Here is a 17,125-nt window from a genome sequence, read left to right as displayed (position 1 = left end):
ACCCCGCGAGGAGGCGAGGCGCAGATGAGCTCACCGGTGCTGCACGTCAAGGGTCAGGTCCTGGTCGGGCCCGAGGAGGTGCTGGACGAGATCTGGGTCGTCGACGGGAGGGTGAGCCTGAGCGCTCCCGGCGGGGGCGAGGTGGAGACGGTGCACGGGTATGCCCTCCCCGGGCTCGTGGACGCCCACTGCCACGTGGGCCTGGAGGCCCACGGTGCGGTGGACGACGCCAGGGCCGAGGAGCACGCTCTCGCCGACCGGGACGCCGGGGCGCTGCTGCTGCGCGACGCGGGCAGCCCCGCCGACACCCGCTGGGTGCAGGAGCGCGAGGACCTCCCGCGGCTGATCCGGGCCGGTCGGCACATCGCCCGGACGAGGCGGTACCTGAAGAACTTCGCGTGGGAGATCGAACCGGAGGACCTCGTCGCGTACGTGCGCCAGGAGGCCAGGAACGGCGACGGGTGGGTCAAGCTCGTCGGTGACTGGATCGACCGGGAGACCGGCGACCTGGGCACCTGCTGGCCCGTCGACGTGCTCGCCGACGCGATCGCGGCCGCCCATGAGGAGGGGGCCCGGGTGACGGCCCACTGCTTCGGGGAGCAGTCCCTGGTCGACTTCGCCGAGGCCGGGACCGACTGCATCGAGCACGCGACCGGACTGACCGACGAGACGATCGGGACCTTCGCCGACCAGCAGATCGCGATCGTCCCGACCCTGGTCAACATCGACAACTTCCCCGCCTTCGCCGAGGCGGGGCGGGGCAAGTTCCCCACCTACGCCGACCACATGATGGACCTGTACGAGCGGCGCTACGAGACGGTCGCGAAGGCGCGCGAGGCGGGCGTGCCGGTGTACGTCGGCACCGACGCCGGCGGACAGCTGCCCCACGGGCTCGTGGCCCAGGAGGTGGAGGCCCTGACCCGGGCCGGCTTCGGTCCCCTGGAGGCGCTCGGCGCCGCGACCTGGGAGGCCAGGCGCTGGCTCGGGCGGCCGGGGCTGACCGAGGGGGAGTCGGCCGACCTGGTCGTCTACCAGGAGGACCCCCGGCAGGACGTGCGGGCCCTGGCCCGGCCGCACCGGGTGGTGCTGCGGGGTCGGGTGCAGCCGCACTCCGGCGCCCGCGGGTAGGACCGGGCTCAGGCCGCCGTCCCGCCGCCCTCCAGGCCGCCGGTCTGGGAGACGGTGAGCAGCACCTCGTAGGCGCGCACCGAGAGGAAGGCCGGCGGGTCCTCGGCCACGACGGCGTCCCGCAGCAGCCGGACGGCGTGCTGCAGCAGGTCCTCGCGTGCGCCGCGCCGACGGATCAGCGCGACCTCGTCCTCCAGCACGCGGTCGAGGAGGCGGGTCGACATCGTGGGCCCCTCGGCGAACCGGGTCCCGTGCGCCAGCCACTGCCACAGCTGCATCCGGGCCAGCTCGACCGTGCCGAAGTCCTCGATGTGCCCGGAGATCGTCGCGGTGCCCTCGCCCGCCAGCCACCCGGTCAGGTAGGTCAGGGAGGAGCGCAGGGCCGTCCGCATCCCGGTGAGGGTGGCGGTCCCGGGAAGCGCGCTCACGTCCCTCAGGGCCTCCGGGTCGACGACGACCTGGGGCTCGTCGGCACCCTCGGCCCGCCAACGACCGGTCGCGTCCTCGCCCGAGCGGCGGTCCCGCTCCTCGAAGGGAGCCCGTGCCACCGGCACCAGGGCCGGGTGCAGCGTCCAGGCGCCGTCGAAACCCTGCTTGGCCTCCCGGGCCTTGTCCCGGTGCACCCGGGCGTGGGTCATCGCCACCGAGTCGTCGAAGGGTCCGCTGGCGGCGAGCGCGATCGGTCCACCGATCGCCTGCACGCCCCGGCGGTGGCAGGTGCGCACGATCACCTCGGTGTAGGTCCGCAGGAAGCGGGTGTTCATCGTGAACGCGTCCCGGTCGGGGAGGGTGTGGTCGGAGCGGTGCCCGTAGGTGCGCAGGTGGGAGAAGACGTAGTCCCAGCGGCCGGCGGCCAGACCGGTGACGCGTCGGCGCAGCGCGTGCAGGATCTCCTCGAGCTGGTAGATCGCCTGCACCGTCTCGACGAGCACGCTGACCCGGGTGCACCCGGGCGGCAGCCCGAGGGCCTCCTCGGCGCGGGTGAGCAGCTCGTCCCACCAGGCGGCCTCCTCCCCGGTCTCCAGCTTGGGCAGGTAGAGGTAGGGGCCGGTCCCGCTGTCCAGCAGGCCCTGCCCGCACCGGGCCAGGAAGGTCACCACGTCGACGACCGGCGCGCTGGCCGGTTCGCCGTCGACGACCAGGTGGGCCTCGGGCAGGTGCAGGCCCCGCGGTCGGACCATGAGGGTGGGCACCATCGGCTCGGCGTTCCCCGTGCGGGAGGCCGCGACCTCGGAGATGACCTGGTGGGCCGACGTCAGCCGGTCAGGGGTGGGGACCAGCATGTCCTCCAGGTCGGCCACCCAGACGTCGGTGCCCGCGCCCAGGGCGGCCTTGGCCGCCTCGGCGGTGGCGGGCGTGGCCAGCTCGACCAGGCGGTAGGTCAGGTCCGCAGGCGGGGGGGACACCCGCCAGGAGGAGTCCTCCCGGACGGCGCGGGTCGCCGCCTGCAGGCCCAGGTCCTCCCCGGCCTGCACGCGGCGGTTGAGCTCCTTGCGCGCACGGACCAGGCGCACCCGTTCGGGGCGGGTGGCGCGCTCCACGTCGGTCAGCACCGCCAGGGCACGGTCGTCCAGCAGGTCGGTCAGGTAGCTGTCCATCAGGCTGTCCTTGCCTCCGGGGGTCGGTGGGCGGCGGTGGTCGTGGTCCGTCCCGCGTGGGCGGACGGCCGGCGCGGCTCCGCGACGAGCGGCACCCGGTGACCGGCCGCGAGCTCGTCGCGACCGGTCACCGGGTGCACCTGCCCCGGGTCGCTCAGTGCTGGAACTGCTCGGCCTCGGTGGAGCCGGACAGGGCCGTGGTCGAGGACTCGGGGTTGACCGCGGTGCTCACAGCGTCAAAGTACCCGGTGCCCACCTCGGACTGGTGGCGGACGGCGGTGTAGCCGCGCTCGGCGTCGGCGAACTCGGCCTCCTGCAGCTCCACGTAGGCGCTCATCCCGGAGCGGGCGTAGCCGTGCGCCAGGTGGAACATCCCGTGGTTGAGGGAGTGGAACCCGGCCAGCGTGATGAACTGGAAGGCGTAGCCCAGCTCGCCCAGCTTGTCCTGGAACTCGGCGATCTCGCGGTCGGAGAGCGCGGCCTTCCAGTTGAACGACGGCGAGCAGTTGTAGGCCAGCTTCTGGTGCGGGAAGTCCTTGTGCAGCTCCTCGGCGAACTCGCGGGCAAGGCCCAGGTCGGGGGTGCCGGTCTCGACCCAGATCAGGTCGGCGTAGGGGGCGTAGGCCTTGGCGCGCGCCAGCACCGGCTCGATGCCGTTGCGCACCCGGTAGAACCCCTCGGAGGTGCGCTCGCCGGTGGTGAACTGCTGGTCGATCTCGTCCACGTCGCTGGTCAGCAGGTCGGCGGCCAGGGCGTCGGTGCGGGCGATGACGACGCTGGGCACGCCCAGGACGTCGGCGGCCAGGCGGGCCGAGTTCAGCGTGCGCACGTGCTGGGAGGTCGGCACCAGCACCTTGCCGCCCAGGTGGCCGCACTTCTTCTCCGAGGCCAGCTGGTCCTCCCAGTGCACGCCGGCCGCGCCGGCGGCGATCATCGACTTCATCAGCTCGAAGACGTTGAGGGGACCCCCGAAGCCGGCCTCCGCGTCAGCCACGATCGGCACGAAGTAGTCGGTGTCGGTCTCGCCCTCCATCCAGGAGATCTGGTCGGCGCGCTTGAGGGCGTTGTTGATCCGCCGGACCACGGCCGGCACGGAGTTGGCCGGGTAGAGGCTCTGGTCCGGGTAGGTCTCCCCGGCGAGGTTCGCGTCGGCGGCCACCTGCCAGCCCGACAGGTAGATGGCCTCGAGCCCGCCCTTGACCATCTGCACCGCCTGGTTGCCGGTCAGGGCACCCAGGGCCCGGGTGAAGGGCTTGGTCTCCAGCGCCTCCCAGAGCCGCTCGGCGCCCCGGCGGGCCAGGGTGTGCTCCTCGACGACGGAGCCGCGCAGGCGGACGACGTCCTCGGCGGCGTAGCGCCGCTCCACGTCGGCCCACCGGGGGTCGGAGGCCCACTGCTGCTCCAGCTCGACGGCCATCTCGGCCGGGGAGAGGCTGGCGTCGTGCGTGCGGGTCGTGGTCGTCATTGATGAACCCCTGTCCTGTGGTGGTGATCGGTCCGTGTTGACAACACTGCCCCACCCGGACCCCCGATGCACCCCCCAGGAGGTGTGAAGTTTCGCACTTCTTTCGCTATCGTGCACAGATGACCACCGTGCACGAGCGCGTCCTGCCGTTCACCCCCTCGGTGCGCCTGGACGGGACCTCCCCACCGACGGCCGACGGGTCCGGCGACCCCGTGGCGCTGGGGCGGCGGGTGCGCCACCACCGGCGTGAGGCGGGGCTGACCCTGGCCGCCCTCGCCGAGCGCACCGGCCTGTCGGCCTCGGCGCTCTCGCTCATCGAGAACGGAAGGCGCGAGGCCCGGGTCTCCACGCTGACGACGCTCGCGCGGGCGCTGGGGGTGCAGACCGACCAGCTCCTGGCGGGCGCACCCCCCAGCCGTCGCGCGGCGCTGGAGGTCCGGTGGGAACGCGCCCAGCGCTCCCCGGGGTTCGAGAGCCTGGGCATCCCGGAGGTCCGGGTGGGGCCCAGCCTGCCGGACGACGCCCTCGAGGCCCTCGTGGGGATGTACGAGACCGTCGTGGGGCTGCAGCACCACCGCACCGCCACGCCGGAGTACGCCCGGGCGGCCAACTCCGAGCTGCGGAGGCTGATGCGCGAGGCGGACAACTACTTCCCCCTCATCGAGGAGCGCGCGGCCGAGCTCGTGGCGGTGGTCGACCACACGCACGGGCCGGTGACCCGGGAGGCGGTCAACCGGATCGCCCGCCACGTCGGGTTCGACATCGAGCCGGTGACCGACCTGCCGTCCTCCACCCGCACGGTGACCGACCTGGAGCACCGCCGCGTCTACGTGCCCGTGCGCGGCGGCCACGACCTGCGGGCGACCGCCCTGCAGGCGCTGGGCCACACCGTGCTCGGCCACGAACCCCCGCGGGACTACGCCGAGTTCCTCGCCCAGCGGGTGGAGATCAACTACTTCGCCGCCGCGGTGCTGCTGCCGCGCTCCAGCGCGGTCCCCTTCCTGCAGCGGGCCAAGCAGGACCGGGACATCGCGCTGGAGGACCTGCGGGACGCCTACGGTGTCTCCTTCGAGACGGCGGCGCACCGGTTCTGCAACCTGGCCACCCGGCACCTGGACCTGCCCGTCCACTTCCTGCGGACCAGCGCCGACGGGGTGGTCTACAAGGCGTACGAGAACGACGGCATCCGTTTCCCCATGGACGCCTCGGGCGCCATCGAGGGGGCCCGGGTATGCCGTTCCTGGACGGCGCGGGTGGTCTTCGAGCAGCCCACGGGGGAGGTCTACCACCAGTACACCGACACCGGCCGTGGCACGTTCTGGTGCACCGCGGTGGCCGAGCAGACCCCCGCCGGTCGGTTCTCGGTCGGCGTGGGGGTGCCCTACGACCAGGTGCGCTGGATGCGGGGACGGGACACCGGGCACCGGCGGGTGTCGGGCTGCCCGGACCCGCGCTGCTGCACCCAGCCCCCTCCCGAGCTGGCCCGGCGCTGGCAGGGCCGGGTCTGGCCCAGCGCCCGGGCGCACTCGCACCTGCTCGCCGTGATGCCGCCGGGCGTCTTCCCCGGGGTGGACGACACCGAGGTCCTGCGCTTCGTGGCCGAGCACGCCGGCCCGTGAACGGCGGTGGAGCGGCGGCGGTGTTGGGGGGCGCACGCAGGGTCTGGCACAATGGCGCGGTACCCGTCCGCGGTCGGCCCCTCTCTCCGTGCCCGGACGTGTCCATCAGCAGGCCCCGCGCCGCGCGTGTTCCCCACGTGGAACGCAGGGCCCTCGCACAGACCAAGAATGAGGAGACACCGCACACGTGGCTGTCAAGATTCGCCTGAAGCGCATGGGCAAGATCCGTGCACCGTACTACCGCGTCGTCGTCATGGACTCGCGCACCAAGCGCGACGGCCGGGCGATCGAGGAGATCGGGAAGTACCACCCCACCGAGGAGCCCTCGCTCATCGACATCGACTCCGAGCGGGTGCAGTACTGGCTCGGCGTCGGCGCCCAGCCCACCGAGCAGGTGGCCGCCCTGCTCAAGGTGACCGGTGACTGGCAGAAGTTCAAGGGCGAGCCGGGTGCCGAGGGCACGCTGAAGGTCAAGGAGCCCCGGCCCGACAAGAAGTCCCTGTACGAGGCCGCGCTCGCCGCCGCCGACAAGGACGACTCCGACTCGCCGGCCACCAAGCGCCGCAGCAAGAAGGCCGAGGAGCCCAAGGCTGAGGAGCCCAAGGCTGAGGAGCCCAAGGCCGAGGAGCCCGCGTCCGAGACCGCCCCCGCCGCCGACACCGACTCCTCCGCCGCGTCCAGCGGCGGCTCTGAGGGCACGGACGCCGGAGCGCCGGCGACCGACGAGACGGCGGCCGAGCAGACCGAGCAGGCCTGACCGTGCTGGAGGAGGCGCTGGAGCACCTGGTCAAGGGCATCGTGGACCACGACGGCGACGTCAGCGTCCGGACCAGGAGCGCCCGTCAGGGCGACATCCTGGAGGTCCGGGTGCACCCGGAGGACCTCGGCCGGGTCATCGGCCGACGTGGCCGCACCGCCAGCGCCCTGCGGACGGTCGTGGGAGCCCTCGCGGGTGGTCAGAAGGTCCGCGTCGACATCGTGGACACCGACCGTCCGCGCTGACCGCCCCCGCTCGACAGCACGGCCCGCCCGGCGCACCCGCGCCCGGCGGGCCGTGCTGCGTCGTGACCGGCAGCGCCCCACCGGCCCCACCGCACCGGGCGCCCACGGCATACCCTGCTCCCACCCCGTGGAGGACGTGCTGCGCACGTCCCCGCACCCCACCACCACCGGAGGGACGCCATGACCGAGGCCCGGCCCGAGCTCGTCGCCGCACGCATCGGCAGGCCGCACGGTCTGCGGGGCGAGGTCACGGTGCAGGTGCACACCGACGAGCCCGAGCGTCGGTTCGTGCCCGGGGCGGAGTTCACCACCGACCCGCCCGGTGCCGGGCCCCTGCGGCTGCGCAGCGTGCGGATCCACCAGGGGACCTACCTGCTGGGGTTCGAGGGTCATCCGGACCGCACGGCGGCCGAGTCGCTCCGCGGCACCCGTCTGCTCGTCGACGACCTCGACGACGACGCCGGCAACGAGGACTCCTGGCGGGAGGAGGACCTGGTCGGCCTGGCCGCGGTCCTCACCGACGGGACCGCCGTGGGGACCGTGACCGCGCTGCACCTGCGGCCGGTCCAGGACCTGCTCGAGGTGGACACCGGCCGCGGCCGCGTCCTGGTGCCCTTCGTGGAGGAGCTGGTGCCCGAGGTCGACGAGGAGGCCGGGCGGGTCGTCCTCGACCCGCCGCCCGGGCTGCTGGAGCTGGGGGAGGAGGGGTGAGCCTGCGGATCGACGTCCTGACGATCTTTCCGGACTACCTCGCTCCTCTGGATCTCTCACTGCTCGGGCGCGCCCGGCGCGAGGGGCTGCTGGAGGTGCACGTGCACGACCTGCGCCGCTGGACGCACGACCGGCACCGCACGGTCGACGACACCCCCTACGGCGGGGGTGCCGGGATGGTGATGCGCCCCGAGCCGTGGGGGGAGGCGCTGGACGAGGTCTGCTCCGGCCTGCCGGGCCGGACCCCACGGATCGTCGTGCCTGGTCCTGGAGGCGAGGTCTTCACGCAGGCCACCGCCCGGCGTCTGGCCGTGGAGGAGGACTGGCTGGTCTTCGCGTGCGGCCGCTACGAGGGCATCGACGAACGGGTCTACGAGGAGTTCGGGGCGCGCTACCCGCTGTCGGTCCTCAGCCTGGGGGACTACGTGCTCAACGGGGGCGAGGTGGCCGTGCTCGCGATGACCGAGGCGGTGGTCCGTCTCGTGCCCGGCGTCGTGGGCAACGAGGCCTCGCTCGTGGAGGAGTCCCACGAGGACGGGCTGCTGGAGTACCCCGTCTACACCAAGCCCCCCGTGTGGCGGGGACGGGAGGTGCCCCCGGTGCTGCTCTCGGGCCACCACGGCGAGATCGCGCGCTGGCGCCACGAGCAGCGGCTCGAGCGCACGGCCCGACGGCGTCCGGACATGCTGGGCGGCGGGGCCGGTTCCGGTGGCCACGGCTCTCAGCGGCCGACGAACTCCTCCTCCGCGTAGCCCTGCAGGTAGAGCAGCGCGGTGAGGTCCCCGTGGTCCACGCGGACGTCGCACTGGTCGGCCACCACCGGCTTGGCGTGCAGCGCCACCCCGGTGCCGGCCCGCCGCAGCATGTCCAGGTCGTTGGCCCCGTCCCCGACCGCCATGGCGTCCCGGGGCGTCAGCCCCAGAGCGGCCGTGATCTCCTCCAGGGCCGCGACCTTGGCCTCGCGGCCCACGACCGGCTCCTGCACGGTGCCGGTGAAGGCACCGTCCTGCTCCAGCAGCACGTTGGCGCGGTGCTCGTCGAACCCCACCCGAGCGGCGACCGCGGCGGTGAACGGCACGAACCCTCCGGAGACGAGCGCGGTCCGGGCCCCGTGGGGGCCCGCATGGTGGCCACGAGCTCCCGCGCGCCGGGCGTCAGCGTGATCCGCTCGGCCAGGACCGTGTCCACGACCGAGGTGGGCAGGCCGGCCAGCAGCGCGACCCGGGCCCGCAGGGCCGCGGCGAAGTCCAGCTCGCCGTTCATCGCGGCCGCGGTGATCGCGGACACCTGCTCACCCACGCCGGCGTGCGCGGCCAGCTCGTCGATGCACTCCTGCTGGACCATCGTGGAGTCCATGTCCGCGACCAGGACGCGTCGACGCAGCACCCGCGGCTGCACGACGGCGTCCACGCCGCGCCGCGACCACAGCTCGCGCAGCTCGGCCTGCTCCTCCGTGCGGACGGTCCCGGCCAGAGGGACCTGGACGGCCGTCCCCGGCGAGAGCCACCGCGGCTCGCCCGCACCCCAGGCGGTGGGGAGCCGCGCGGCCGCGTCGGCCGGGAGATCGGCCCGGGCGGGGTCGGTGAGCAGCGTCAGGACGGGCACGGGCCGATCGTAGGCCTCCGGGCGGACTTGGACGCGCGGCCGGGGCTCTGGCAGACTGGCCCCCTGCGTCCCGGTCCGGTTCGCCGAAGTCCCGTGCCCCTGCCACAGGGGGAGCTGTGCGGGAGGTCCGGACCGAGGGACGACCACCGACACCGTCCGACCGGGCCACGCGCCCGGCCGGGCCAGAGCGCCGTGACCGACCTGTGGCGGCCACGAGCAGCAGGAGAGATCATCATGCACCAGCTCGACGACGTCAACGCCGCCAGCCTGCGGGACGACATCCCCGCCTTCCGCGCCGGCGACACCATCGACGTCCACGTCCGGGTCATCGAGGGCACCCGCTCCCGGATCCAGGTCTTCAAGGGCGTCGTGATCCGCCGCCACGGCTCCGGCGTGGGCGAGACCTACACCGTCCGCAAGGTCTCCTTCGGCGTCGGGGTGGAGCGCACCTTCCCCCTGCACTCCCCGAACGTGGAGAAGGTGGAGGTCGTCAGCCGCGGTGCCGTCCGTCGCGCCAAGCTCTACTACCTGCGCGACCTGCGCGGCAAGGCCGCCAAGATCCGCGAGCGCCGCGAGTCCACCCCCGCGCAGGCCAGGTCCGCCAGGACCGCGGCCGCCGCGGCACCGGCCCGGAAGGCCGACGAGCAGGCCTGACCCGGTCCGCGCACCGCATACCCGATCCCCCGTCGGCACCTGACCGGCGGGGGATCGGTGCACTCCCAGCGCGGGGCGTTAGGGTCGACCCGGCGCCGATCGACCCGGTGCCACCGGGACCCGGGGACGATCCCAGCGAGCAGACAGGACGACGCAGGTGAGCGACCGCACCAGCCACGACGCGCACCCGCACGCCGAGGGTGCCGACCGGCCCCGGGGCGGGGGGTTCTGGCACGCGGTCCGCGAGGTCGTCCTCATCGCGGTGACGGCGCTGGTCATCTCGTTCGTCGTCAAGACCTTCCTCGCCCAGGCCTTCTACATCCCCTCCGGCAGCATGGAGGACACGCTGGCGGTGGGGGACCGCGTGATGGTGAGCAAGATCCAGGCTGGACCGATGAGCGTGGACCGGGGCGACATCGTCGTCTTCGAGGACCCGGGCGGCTGGCTCGGTCCGCTGCCCCGCACCGACCGGGGCCCGCTCGTGGAGGGCGTCATGGACGTCCTGCGCTTCGTCGGGGTCGCCCCCGCCGACGAGGGCAACCACCTCATCAAGCGGGTGGTCGGCACGGCCGGGGACGAGGTGGTCTGCTGCGACGACCGGGACCGCATCACCGTCAACGGCCAGCCCCTGGAGGAGGACTACCTCTTCCCGGGCGACCTGCCCAGCACCAGCCCGTTCGAGGTCACCGTGCCCGAGGAGCACGTCTGGTTGATGGGGGACCACCGGTCCAACTCGCGCGACTCGCGGGCCCACGACGGCGGCGGGGGTCAGGGCTCGGTGCCGATGGACAACGTGGTCGGGCAGGCCTTCGTGCTGCTCTACCCCTTGGACCACGCCACCTGGTTCACCGTCCCCGACACCTACGACGACGTGCCCGCACCGGAGGCGCGATGACCTCGACCACCGCCCGCCCCCGTCCCCCGGGCGGGGCCTCCCGCAGCCCCAGCCTGCGCGTGGAGCGCGCCCTGCACCGCGAGGGGTATGCGGTGCTCGCGGGCATGGACGAGGTGGGGCGGGGGGCGTTGGCCGGACCGGTGAGCGTCGGCGTCGTCGCGGTCGACCCCGGCTGCCGCAGCGCGCCGACCGGCGTGCGCGACTCCAAGCTGCTGGCCCCCGCGGCCCGCGAGCGACTGGTCCCGGCGATCCGCCGCTGGTGCGTGGGCTGGGGCGTGGGGCACGCCTCCGCCGACGAGATCGACGCCGTCGGCATCATGGCGGCGCTGCGGCTGGCCGGGGAGCGGGCGCTCGCCCAGCTGGCGGCCGACGTCGACCTGGTGCTGCTGGACGGCAACCACGACTGGCTCTCCGACCCGGGCAGGCAGGGACTGCTCGGCCTGCTGGACGAGCGGCCCGCCCCGCCGCCCGTGCGCACCCTGGTCAAGGCGGACCTGCGCTGTTCCTCGGTGGCCGCGGCCTCGGTGCTGGCCAAGGTCTCCCGGGACGCGATGATGGTGCAGATGGCGGCGGAGCACCCGGCCTACGGGTGGGACCACAACAAGGGCTACGCCGCGCCCGACCACCAGCAGGCGCTGCGCGCGCTGGGGCCGTGCGTGCACCACCGCCGCAGCTGGCGGCTGACCGGTGCGGACCTGGACGAAGGGAGTGCGCGATGAGCGCGGAGGACCTGGAGAAGTACGAGACCGACATGGAGCTGGCCCTCTACCGCGAGTATCGCGACGTCGTGGGGCTGTTCTCCCACGTCGTGGAGACCGAGCGACGGTTCTACCTGGCCAACGAGGTGGACGTGCAGGTGCGGACCGGGGGCGGGGAGACCTGGTTCGAGGTGACCATGGCCGACGCCTGGGTGTGGGACGTCTACCGTCCGGCCCGCTTCGTCAAGCAGGCGCGGGTCATCACGTTCAAGGACGTCAACGTCGAGGAGCTGGCCAAGACGGACCTGGAGATCCCCAAGGAGCCCCCCTTCGGCCGCTAGCCTCCTGCGCCGTCCCTCCACACCGTCGGCCCGCCCCCGGACGGGTCCACAGCCGCACCGCCCGCCCTGGCCGCAGGACCCTCCGGCGCGTTGAGATGAGGACGCCGCCCCGAAGGACGGGGACGGCGGACCGAGGAGGGGACATGTCCGGTGGGGGTATGCCGTGGCGGGAGGCCCGGCGGGTCGGGGACGACGGGGAGGAGCTGGCGAAGGACCACCTGGAGGCGCTCGGCTGGCAGGTGGTCGACCGCAACTGGCGGTGCCGGCACGGGGAGCTGGACCTGGTGGCCCGCGACGAGGACGGCTCCCTGGTCTTCTGCGAGGTCAAGACCCGGCGGTCGGCCCGCTTCGGCAGCCCCCTGGAGGCGGTCGACGACGCCAAGGCGCGGCGGCTGCGCCGGCTGGCGTGGGCCTGGCTCGCCGAGCACGGCGAGCGCTCGGCCGCGTTCCGGATCGACCTCATCGGGATCCTGGTCCCGGGGGGCGGGCCGGCGCGTCTCGAGCACCTGCGGGCGGTGGCCTGATGAGCCTGGCCCGGACCTGCGGGACCACCCTGGCCGGTGTCGAGGGACAGGTGGTCACCGTGGAGGCCCACGGCACCGACGGGCTGCCGACCTTCGTCATGAGCGGGCGTCCGGACAGCGCGTGCCGGCAGGCGCCCGACCGGATCCGGGCCGCCTTCCGCAGCCTGCGGCTCGAGCTCCCCCTGCGCCGCTGGACCATCAACCTCTCGCCCGCAGGCGTGCCCAAGGTCGGCAGCGGCCTGGACCTGGCCATCGCCGCCGCCCTGCTCGCCGCCCAGGAGCACGTGCCCGCCGGTCTGGTCGACCGGGTGGCCCACCTGGGGGAGATCGGTCTGGACGGCACGGTGCGTCCGGTGCCGGGCGTGCTGCCGATGGTGGTCGCGGCGGCCGCGCGCGGGGTCACCGAGGTGCTCGTCCCCGTCGAGAACGCCCGCGAGGCCGGGCTGGTCTCCGGGGTCCGGGTCCGCGCGGTGGGCACCCTGCAGGACGTGGTGCGGCACTACGCGGCCCGGGCGGCGGGGGAGGTGGCCGAGCTGCCCGTCCCCGCGCCTGCACCGGTCGAGGTGCACCGCCCGCCCGACCTGGTGGACGTGGCCGGTCAGGCGCACGCCCGCGCGGCCCTCGAGGTGGCTGCGGCGGGTGGGCACCACCTGCTGATGGTGGGTCCACCGGGGGCGGGCAAGACCCTCCTGGCCGAGCGGCTGCCCGGCATCCTGCCGCCCCTGACGCCGCAGGACGCCCTCGACGTCTCGGCCATCCACTCGGTCCTGGGGGTCCTGCCGGCCGGCGGGGGGCTGCTCACCCGGCCCCCGTTCGTGGCTCCGCACCACCACGCCTCCATGGCCGCGGTGGTGGGCGGCGGGTCCGGCACCGTGCGGCCCGGCGCCGTGTCCCGGGCCCACCGGGGGGTCCTCTTCCTGGACGAGGCCCCGGAGTTCCGCCGCGACGTCCTCGACGCCCTGCGGCAGCCGCTCGAGTCGGGGGAGGTCGTCGTCGCCCGGGCCGACCGGCACGTGCGGATGCCCGCCCGCTTCCAGCTCGTGCTGGCCTGCAACCCCTGCCCGTGCGGGGCGGCCGGTGGGCGGTGCACCTGCGCGCCGGCCCGACGCGCGGGGTACTTCTCCCGCCTCTCCGGCCCCCTGCTGGACCGGGTCGACGTCAAGGTGGCCCTGGGGGCGGTGACCCGGGCCGACCTGGCCCGCGGGCCCGGTGAACCGACCACGGACGTGGCCGCCCGGGTGTCCGGAGCACGCGAACGGCAGCGGGAGCGCTGGACGGGGCACCCCTTCTCGCTCAACGCCCAGGCTCCCGGAGCGCTGCTGCGGGACGGGCGGTGGCGGCTCCCGGCCGGGGACCGGCGTCCGCTCGACCGAGCCCTGGACCTGGGCACGCTCACCCTCCGTGGGTTCGACCGCTGCCTGCGCGTCGCCTGGACGCTGGCCGACCTGGCCGGTCTGGAGCGCCCCGGCTACGCGCAGGTCCACCACGCGCTGCACCTGCGCGACGTCCAGGGGGCGAGGGCGGCATGAGGACCCCGTCGCTTCCGGCACGACTGGACGAACGTCGTGCCAGGGCGCTGCTGGCCCGGTCGGCCGAGCCGTACGACGAGAAGATCCAGGGCCTCGTGGCCGACCTGGGGGTGGTCGACCTCGTCGGCCACGCCCTCCGGGACGGCCGTACCCCCGGCGGGGTGGGCCTGGAGCGCCTGGCCGCCCGGCTGCCGCGTGCCACGGGGGTGGACGAGGAGCGTCTCTGCCGGACGCTGGGTGTCCGGCTCGTCGTGCCCGGGGACGAGGAGTGGCCGGTCGAGGTGGACGGGTTGCGCGCACCCCCGTGGTGCCTGTGGGTGCGGGGTCCGCTGAGGGTGGACGAGGTGGGGGCCCGCAGCGTGGCCGTGGTCGGCGCCAGGGCCAGCACGGCCTACGGGGAGGAGGTCGCCGTCCGTCTGTCCTTCGAGCTGGCGGAGCGGGGCTTCACGGTGGTCTCCGGAGCGGCCTACGGCATCGACGGAGCGGCCCACCGGGCGGCGCTGTCCGCGGACGGCCGGACCGTCGCCGCGCTCGCCGGCGGGGTGGACGTGCCCTACCCGCGTGCCAACTCCGACCTCATCGCCGAGATCGGGGCCCGAGGCGCGCTCGTGAGCGAGACCCCGCCCGGCGGCGCCCCGGCCCGGATGCGCTTCCTGGCCCGCAACCGGATCATCGCGGCCCTGGCCGCGGGGACGGTCGTCGTCGAGGCCGGTCTGCGCTCCGGCGCCCGCTCGACGGTCAGGGAGGCCCGTGACCTCGGCCGGCACGTCATGGCCGTTCCCGGACCGGTGACCAGCGTCATGTCGGCCGGCTGCCACGAGGAGATCCGCGCGGGGGCGACCCTCGTCACGGATGCCGCGGACGTGGCCGAGCTCGTCGGCCGCATCGGCGAGGACCTCGCGCCTTCCCGGCGCGGCCAGGTCCTGCCGGAGGACGGCCTCTCCGGGGAGAACCGCCGGGTCTGGCAGTGGTTGCGGCCCCGCACCAGCCTCGGCGTGGACGAGCTCGTGGTCCGTTCGGGCCTGGGCCTGGGGGAGGTGCTCGTGGCGCTCGGTGAGCTGGAGGAGCGGGGTCTGGCCGAGCAGCTGCTGGACGGCTGGCGCCGCGCCGGCGCTGCCGGTCGCGGGGACCACGGCGGGCGGGGACGGCGGTGAGATCTGCCCACGTCCCCGGGCGGCGATGGAGCGCGGCGCTCCTGGCCCTGGCCGTCGGGTCAGGTCCGGCGGCCCTGCCCGGGGCGGTCGCCGACCGGGGCCCGTCGAGAGCGTCTGCCACCGTGGTTCCGCCCGGGGTGGCCGCCACCGTGGTCCCGCCCGGGGCGGCCCCCGGTCCCACCCCGGACCGGGCGTCCGGCGCGCACCCGACCGTCCGCACACCGCTCTGGGAGTGGCCGACCGGCTCGTTCCGAGCCGTCGTCCGGCCGTTCGATCCCCCTGCGCACCGCTGGCTGCCCGGCCACCGGGGGGTGGACCTGCTCGGCCTGCTGGGCGAGCCGGTGCGTGCCGTCGACCACGGCACGGTGACGTTCAGCGGGGAGATCGCCGGCGTGGGCATGGTCAGCGTCACGCACGGCGACGGGCTGCGCAGCACGTACCAGCCCGTCGGCGACCGGGCGGACGAGGGCACGAGGGTGGCGCGGGGCCAGCAGCTCGGCCGGTTGGACCCCGGTGGTCACTGCCTCCTGCTGACCTGCCTCCACCTGGGGGCGGTGCGGGGCCGGGACGACTACCTCGACCCCGCCCTGCTGCTCGGGCACGTGCGGCTGACGCTCCTGCCCTCGTCGACGCCGTGGAGCTGACGGGGGTCAGGCCCGCGGGTGCGCCTGCTGGTAGGCGGCCCGCAGCCTGTCGATGGACACGTGGGTGTACACCTGGGTCGTCGCCAGGCTGGAGTGGCCCAGGATCTCCTGCACCGCCCGCAGGTCGGCGCCGCCCTCCAGCAGGTGGGTCGCCGCGCTGTGGCGCAGTCCGTGGGGGCCCATGTCCGCCACGTCGGGGAGGTGCGCCAGCAGCTCGTGCAGCGCCTCGCGCACCTGGCGCTGACCCACCCGCCGCCCCCGGCGCCCCAGGAACAGGGCCGCTCCGGACTGCGGCGTCGCCAGCCGCGGCCGACCGGTCCGCAGCCACTGCTCGAGGGCGTCGGCGGCCGGTGCCCCGAACGGGACGATCCGCTCCTTGTCCCCCTTGCCCAGGACACGGGCCGTCCCCCCGGACAGGTCAACGTCGTCGACGTCCAGACCGGTCAGCTCGCCGACGCGCATGCCGGAGGCGTAGAGCAGCTCCAGGGCCGCGCGGTCGCGCAGGTGGACCGGGTCGTCGTCGTCGGCGGCCACCGCCGCCAGGTCCATCAGCTGCTGGGCCTGCTCGGCCCGCAGCACCCCGGGGAGCGAGGCGTCCCGTCCGGGTGCGACCAGTCGCACGGCGGGGTCCTGAGCCGTCCGGCCGCTGCGCCGGGCCCAGGCGAAGAAGGTGCGCACCGTCGCCGCCCGGCGGGAGACCGAGGACCGGGCTGCGCCGCCCGCACCCAGGGCCCCGAGCCAGGCCCGCAGGTGGACCAGGCGGACCTCCGTGAGCTCCTCCACCCCCTGCCCGTGCAGGAAGGCGTCCAGGGCGCGCAGATCACCGAGGTAGGCCCGCACCGTGTGCTCGGAGCGACCCTTCTCCACGCGCAGGTGCTGGGCGAAGGCCTGCACGACCACGTCCTCGACCGGCCCCTGGCTGCTCATCGGCCCTCCGTCGGGGGGACCGCGGCCGGAGCCGGCCCGTCCCCGCCGACCCGTTCGACCCTGGTGCCCGCCATCCGGTCGTGCACGCCACGGCCCCCGACGAGCGAGGGGACGGCGCACGCGGCCACGAGGGCCAGGGAGAGCACCACGAGGACCGCGGCGGCTCCCGGCTGCACGTCGAGGACGGCTCTGCTCACGCCCAGGTGGGCCAGCTGCCAGGGGGAGGCCTTGACGAGGTTGCGGACCCACACCGCCCCGTCCGCCGCTCGACCACCCTCGGCGCCGGCGACGGCCAGGTGGGCGACCCGCTTGCCCAGCGTCGCGCGGGCCCGTGACGTCTCGGTGAGGGACAGGTAGAGGACGTAGGGGACCACCGTGGCCACGGTCACGAGCAGGTCGGTCAGCAGCAGGGTGCCGGCCGTGGGGGTGGACGGCTGCGCGGACGCCCAGGGCGAGGGGGCCAGGAACGCCACGAGGGTGAGCACCCCCAGCCACCCGCCGACCACCGCCCAGTCGACGAGCCACGAGGTGACCCGCGGACCTGGCGCGGGGTGCCAGCGGCGGGGGACCCCGGCCCGGCCAGGACCCTCCCCGGCCCCGTGGGGGGTCGGCGGGCGGGACGTCATACCCC

General features: G+C 74.7%; 19 protein-coding genes and 1 pseudogene. 14 read left to right on the top strand and 6 right to left on the bottom strand.

Annotated features, from left to right (window positions below):
- Positions 1-24: 24 nt before the first annotated feature.
- On the top strand, positions 25-1,128 hold the full coding sequence (locus ACQ95T_RS13200) for an amidohydrolase family protein (RefSeq protein ID WP_425941280.1): 1,104 nt from the start codon (positions 25-27) through the stop codon (positions 1,126-1,128).
- A gap of 8 nt (positions 1,129-1,136) precedes the next feature.
- Here the strand turns inward: ACQ95T_RS13200 and ACQ95T_RS13195 are convergent, their stop codons facing one another.
- The 3 genes from ACQ95T_RS13195 to aceA are packed head-to-tail and all read right to left on the bottom strand — an operon-like array spanning position 1,137 to position 4,191.
- Positions 1,137-2,726, bottom strand: coding sequence for an aldolase/citrate lyase family protein (locus ACQ95T_RS13195; RefSeq protein ID WP_425941278.1), 1,590 nt, complete (start codon positions 2,724-2,726; stop codon positions 1,137-1,139).
- Positions 2,726-2,857, bottom strand: coding sequence for a hypothetical protein (locus tag ACQ95T_RS13190; RefSeq protein ID WP_425941277.1), 132 nt, complete (start codon positions 2,855-2,857; stop codon positions 2,726-2,728). Before ACQ95T_RS13190 ends, ACQ95T_RS13195 begins: the two co-directional genes overlap by 1 nt.
- Positions 2,858-2,880: 23 nt before the next feature.
- A complete protein-coding gene (gene aceA, locus ACQ95T_RS13185) occupies positions 2,881-4,191 on the bottom strand; it encodes an isocitrate lyase (protein ID WP_425941275.1) in 1,311 nt (436 codons plus the stop codon).
- A 119-nt stretch (positions 4,192-4,310) separates the two neighbouring features.
- Here aceA and ACQ95T_RS13180 point away from each other — a divergent pair, with 119 nt between their 5' ends.
- The 5 genes and pseudogenes from ACQ95T_RS13180 to trmD all read left to right on the top strand — a co-directional run.
- On the top strand, positions 4,311-5,810 hold the full coding sequence (locus tag ACQ95T_RS13180; RefSeq protein ID WP_425941273.1) for a helix-turn-helix domain-containing protein: 1,500 nt from the start codon (positions 4,311-4,313) through the stop codon (positions 5,808-5,810).
- A 187-nt stretch (positions 5,811-5,997) separates the two neighbouring features.
- Positions 5,998-6,567 (top strand): 30S ribosomal protein S16, encoded by a 570-nt coding sequence (rpsP, locus tag ACQ95T_RS13175; protein ID WP_425941271.1) that lies wholly within the window; start codon positions 5,998-6,000, stop codon positions 6,565-6,567.
- A 2-nt stretch (positions 6,568-6,569) separates the two neighbouring features.
- Positions 6,570-6,812, top strand: a complete 243-nt coding sequence (locus ACQ95T_RS13170) for an RNA-binding protein (RefSeq protein ID WP_425941269.1) — start codon at positions 6,570-6,572, stop codon at positions 6,810-6,812.
- Positions 6,813-6,992: 180 nt separating this feature from the next.
- Positions 6,993-7,523 carry a ribosome maturation factor RimM gene (rimM, locus tag ACQ95T_RS13165; RefSeq protein WP_425941267.1) on the top strand — a complete coding sequence of 177 codons (531 nt, stop codon included), beginning with the start codon at positions 6,993-6,995 and terminating at the stop codon, positions 7,521-7,523.
- Between the two features lie 2 nt (positions 7,524-7,525).
- Positions 7,526-8,212: pseudogene (gene trmD, locus ACQ95T_RS13160) on the top strand (tRNA (guanosine(37)-N1)-methyltransferase TrmD); the annotation flags it as partial.
- 32 nt (positions 8,213-8,244) lie between these two features.
- Here the strand turns inward: trmD and ACQ95T_RS13155 are convergent.
- Complete coding sequence (locus ACQ95T_RS13155; protein ID WP_431472996.1) at positions 8,245-8,601, bottom strand: HAD family hydrolase; 357 nt, start codon at positions 8,599-8,601, stop codon at positions 8,245-8,247.
- Between the two features lie 761 nt (positions 8,602-9,362).
- Here ACQ95T_RS13155 and rplS point away from each other — a divergent pair.
- The 8 genes from rplS (at position 9,363) to ACQ95T_RS13115 (ending at position 15,567) form a co-directional block, all read left to right on the top strand.
- Positions 9,363-9,782 (top strand): 50S ribosomal protein L19, encoded by a 420-nt coding sequence (rplS, locus tag ACQ95T_RS13150; RefSeq protein WP_425941264.1) that lies wholly within the window; start codon positions 9,363-9,365, stop codon positions 9,780-9,782.
- A gap of 157 nt (positions 9,783-9,939) precedes the next feature.
- A complete protein-coding gene (gene lepB, locus ACQ95T_RS13145; RefSeq protein ID WP_425941263.1) occupies positions 9,940-10,677 on the top strand; it encodes a signal peptidase I in 738 nt (245 codons plus the stop codon).
- The gene (locus ACQ95T_RS13140) at positions 10,674-11,396 is read left to right on the top strand and encodes a ribonuclease HII (RefSeq protein ID WP_425941261.1); all 723 of its coding nucleotides are present in this window, start codon (positions 10,674-10,676) and stop codon (positions 11,394-11,396) included. Before lepB ends, ACQ95T_RS13140 begins: the two co-directional genes overlap by 4 nt.
- The gene (locus ACQ95T_RS13135) at positions 11,393-11,716 is read left to right on the top strand and encodes a DUF2469 domain-containing protein (RefSeq protein ID WP_425941259.1); all 324 of its coding nucleotides are present in this window, start codon (positions 11,393-11,395) and stop codon (positions 11,714-11,716) included. The genes ACQ95T_RS13140 and ACQ95T_RS13135 overlap by 4 nt, the downstream gene beginning before the upstream one ends.
- 143 nt (positions 11,717-11,859) lie before the next feature.
- Positions 11,860-12,240: a YraN family protein gene (locus ACQ95T_RS13130; protein WP_425941258.1), complete on the top strand. Its 381-nt coding sequence runs from the start codon at positions 11,860-11,862 to the stop codon at positions 12,238-12,240.
- The gene (locus ACQ95T_RS13125) at positions 12,240-13,769 is read left to right on the top strand and encodes a YifB family Mg chelatase-like AAA ATPase (RefSeq protein ID WP_425941256.1); all 1,530 of its coding nucleotides are present in this window, start codon (positions 12,240-12,242) and stop codon (positions 13,767-13,769) included. The genes ACQ95T_RS13130 and ACQ95T_RS13125 overlap by 1 nt, the downstream gene beginning before the upstream one ends.
- A complete protein-coding gene (dprA, locus tag ACQ95T_RS13120; RefSeq protein WP_425941255.1) occupies positions 13,766-14,923 on the top strand; it encodes a DNA-processing protein DprA in 1,158 nt (385 codons plus the stop codon). The genes ACQ95T_RS13125 and dprA overlap by 4 nt, the downstream gene beginning before the upstream one ends.
- Positions 14,920-15,567 (top strand): peptidoglycan DD-metalloendopeptidase family protein, encoded by a 648-nt coding sequence (locus ACQ95T_RS13115; RefSeq protein WP_426947776.1) that lies wholly within the window; start codon positions 14,920-14,922, stop codon positions 15,565-15,567. The genes dprA and ACQ95T_RS13115 overlap by 4 nt, the downstream gene beginning before the upstream one ends.
- A 6-nt stretch (positions 15,568-15,573) precedes the next feature.
- Here the strand turns inward: ACQ95T_RS13115 and ACQ95T_RS13110 are convergent, their stop codons facing one another.
- Positions 15,574-16,494, bottom strand: a complete 921-nt coding sequence (locus tag ACQ95T_RS13110; protein ID WP_425941252.1) for a tyrosine recombinase XerC — start codon at positions 16,492-16,494, stop codon at positions 15,574-15,576.
- Complete coding sequence (locus tag ACQ95T_RS13105; RefSeq protein WP_425941250.1) at positions 16,491-17,120, bottom strand: RDD family protein; 630 nt, start codon at positions 17,118-17,120, stop codon at positions 16,491-16,493. Before ACQ95T_RS13105 ends, ACQ95T_RS13110 begins: the two co-directional genes overlap by 4 nt.
- Positions 17,121-17,125: the final 5 nt, after the last annotated feature.

Origin of the sequence: Ornithinimicrobium carbonis (genome assembly GCF_050703245.1) — a bacterium.
In the GTDB taxonomy this organism is placed as follows: Bacteria; Actinomycetota; Actinomycetes; order Actinomycetales; family Dermatophilaceae; genus Ornithinicoccus.
This window is presented reverse-complemented; position numbering and strand designations above follow the sequence as displayed.

What these genes read in the sequence shown, in the direction of transcription:
- ACQ95T_RS13105 (WP_425941250.1), bottom strand. Translation starts at nt 17,120, where the DNA reads ATGACGTCCCGCCCGCCGACCCCCCACGGGGCCGGGGAGGGTCCTGGC.
- ACQ95T_RS13180 (WP_425941273.1), top strand. Translation starts at nt 4,311, where the DNA reads ATGACCACCGTGCACGAGCGCGTCCTGCCGTTCACCCCCTCGGTGCGC.
- ACQ95T_RS13140 (WP_425941261.1), top strand. Translation starts at nt 10,674, where the DNA reads ATGACCTCGACCACCGCCCGCCCCCGTCCCCCGGGCGGGGCCTCCCGC.
- ACQ95T_RS13110 (WP_425941252.1), bottom strand. Translation starts at nt 16,494, where the DNA reads ATGAGCAGCCAGGGGCCGGTCGAGGACGTGGTCGTGCAGGCCTTCGCC.
- aceA (WP_425941275.1), bottom strand. Translation starts at nt 4,191, where the DNA reads ATGACGACCACGACCCGCACGCACGACGCCAGCCTCTCCCCGGCCGAG.
- rimM (WP_425941267.1), top strand. Translation starts at nt 6,993, where the DNA reads ATGACCGAGGCCCGGCCCGAGCTCGTCGCCGCACGCATCGGCAGGCCG.
- rplS (WP_425941264.1), top strand. Translation starts at nt 9,363, where the DNA reads ATGCACCAGCTCGACGACGTCAACGCCGCCAGCCTGCGGGACGACATC.
- ACQ95T_RS13200 (WP_425941280.1), top strand. Translation starts at nt 25, where the DNA reads ATGAGCTCACCGGTGCTGCACGTCAAGGGTCAGGTCCTGGTCGGGCCC.
- ACQ95T_RS13130 (WP_425941258.1), top strand. Translation starts at nt 11,860, where the DNA reads ATGTCCGGTGGGGGTATGCCGTGGCGGGAGGCCCGGCGGGTCGGGGAC.
- ACQ95T_RS13135 (WP_425941259.1), top strand. Translation starts at nt 11,393, where the DNA reads ATGAGCGCGGAGGACCTGGAGAAGTACGAGACCGACATGGAGCTGGCC.
- ACQ95T_RS13195 (WP_425941278.1), bottom strand. Translation starts at nt 2,726, where the DNA reads ATGGACAGCTACCTGACCGACCTGCTGGACGACCGTGCCCTGGCGGTG.
- dprA (WP_425941255.1), top strand. Translation starts at nt 13,766, where the DNA reads ATGAGGACCCCGTCGCTTCCGGCACGACTGGACGAACGTCGTGCCAGG.
- ACQ95T_RS13125 (WP_425941256.1), top strand. Translation starts at nt 12,240, where the DNA reads ATGAGCCTGGCCCGGACCTGCGGGACCACCCTGGCCGGTGTCGAGGGA.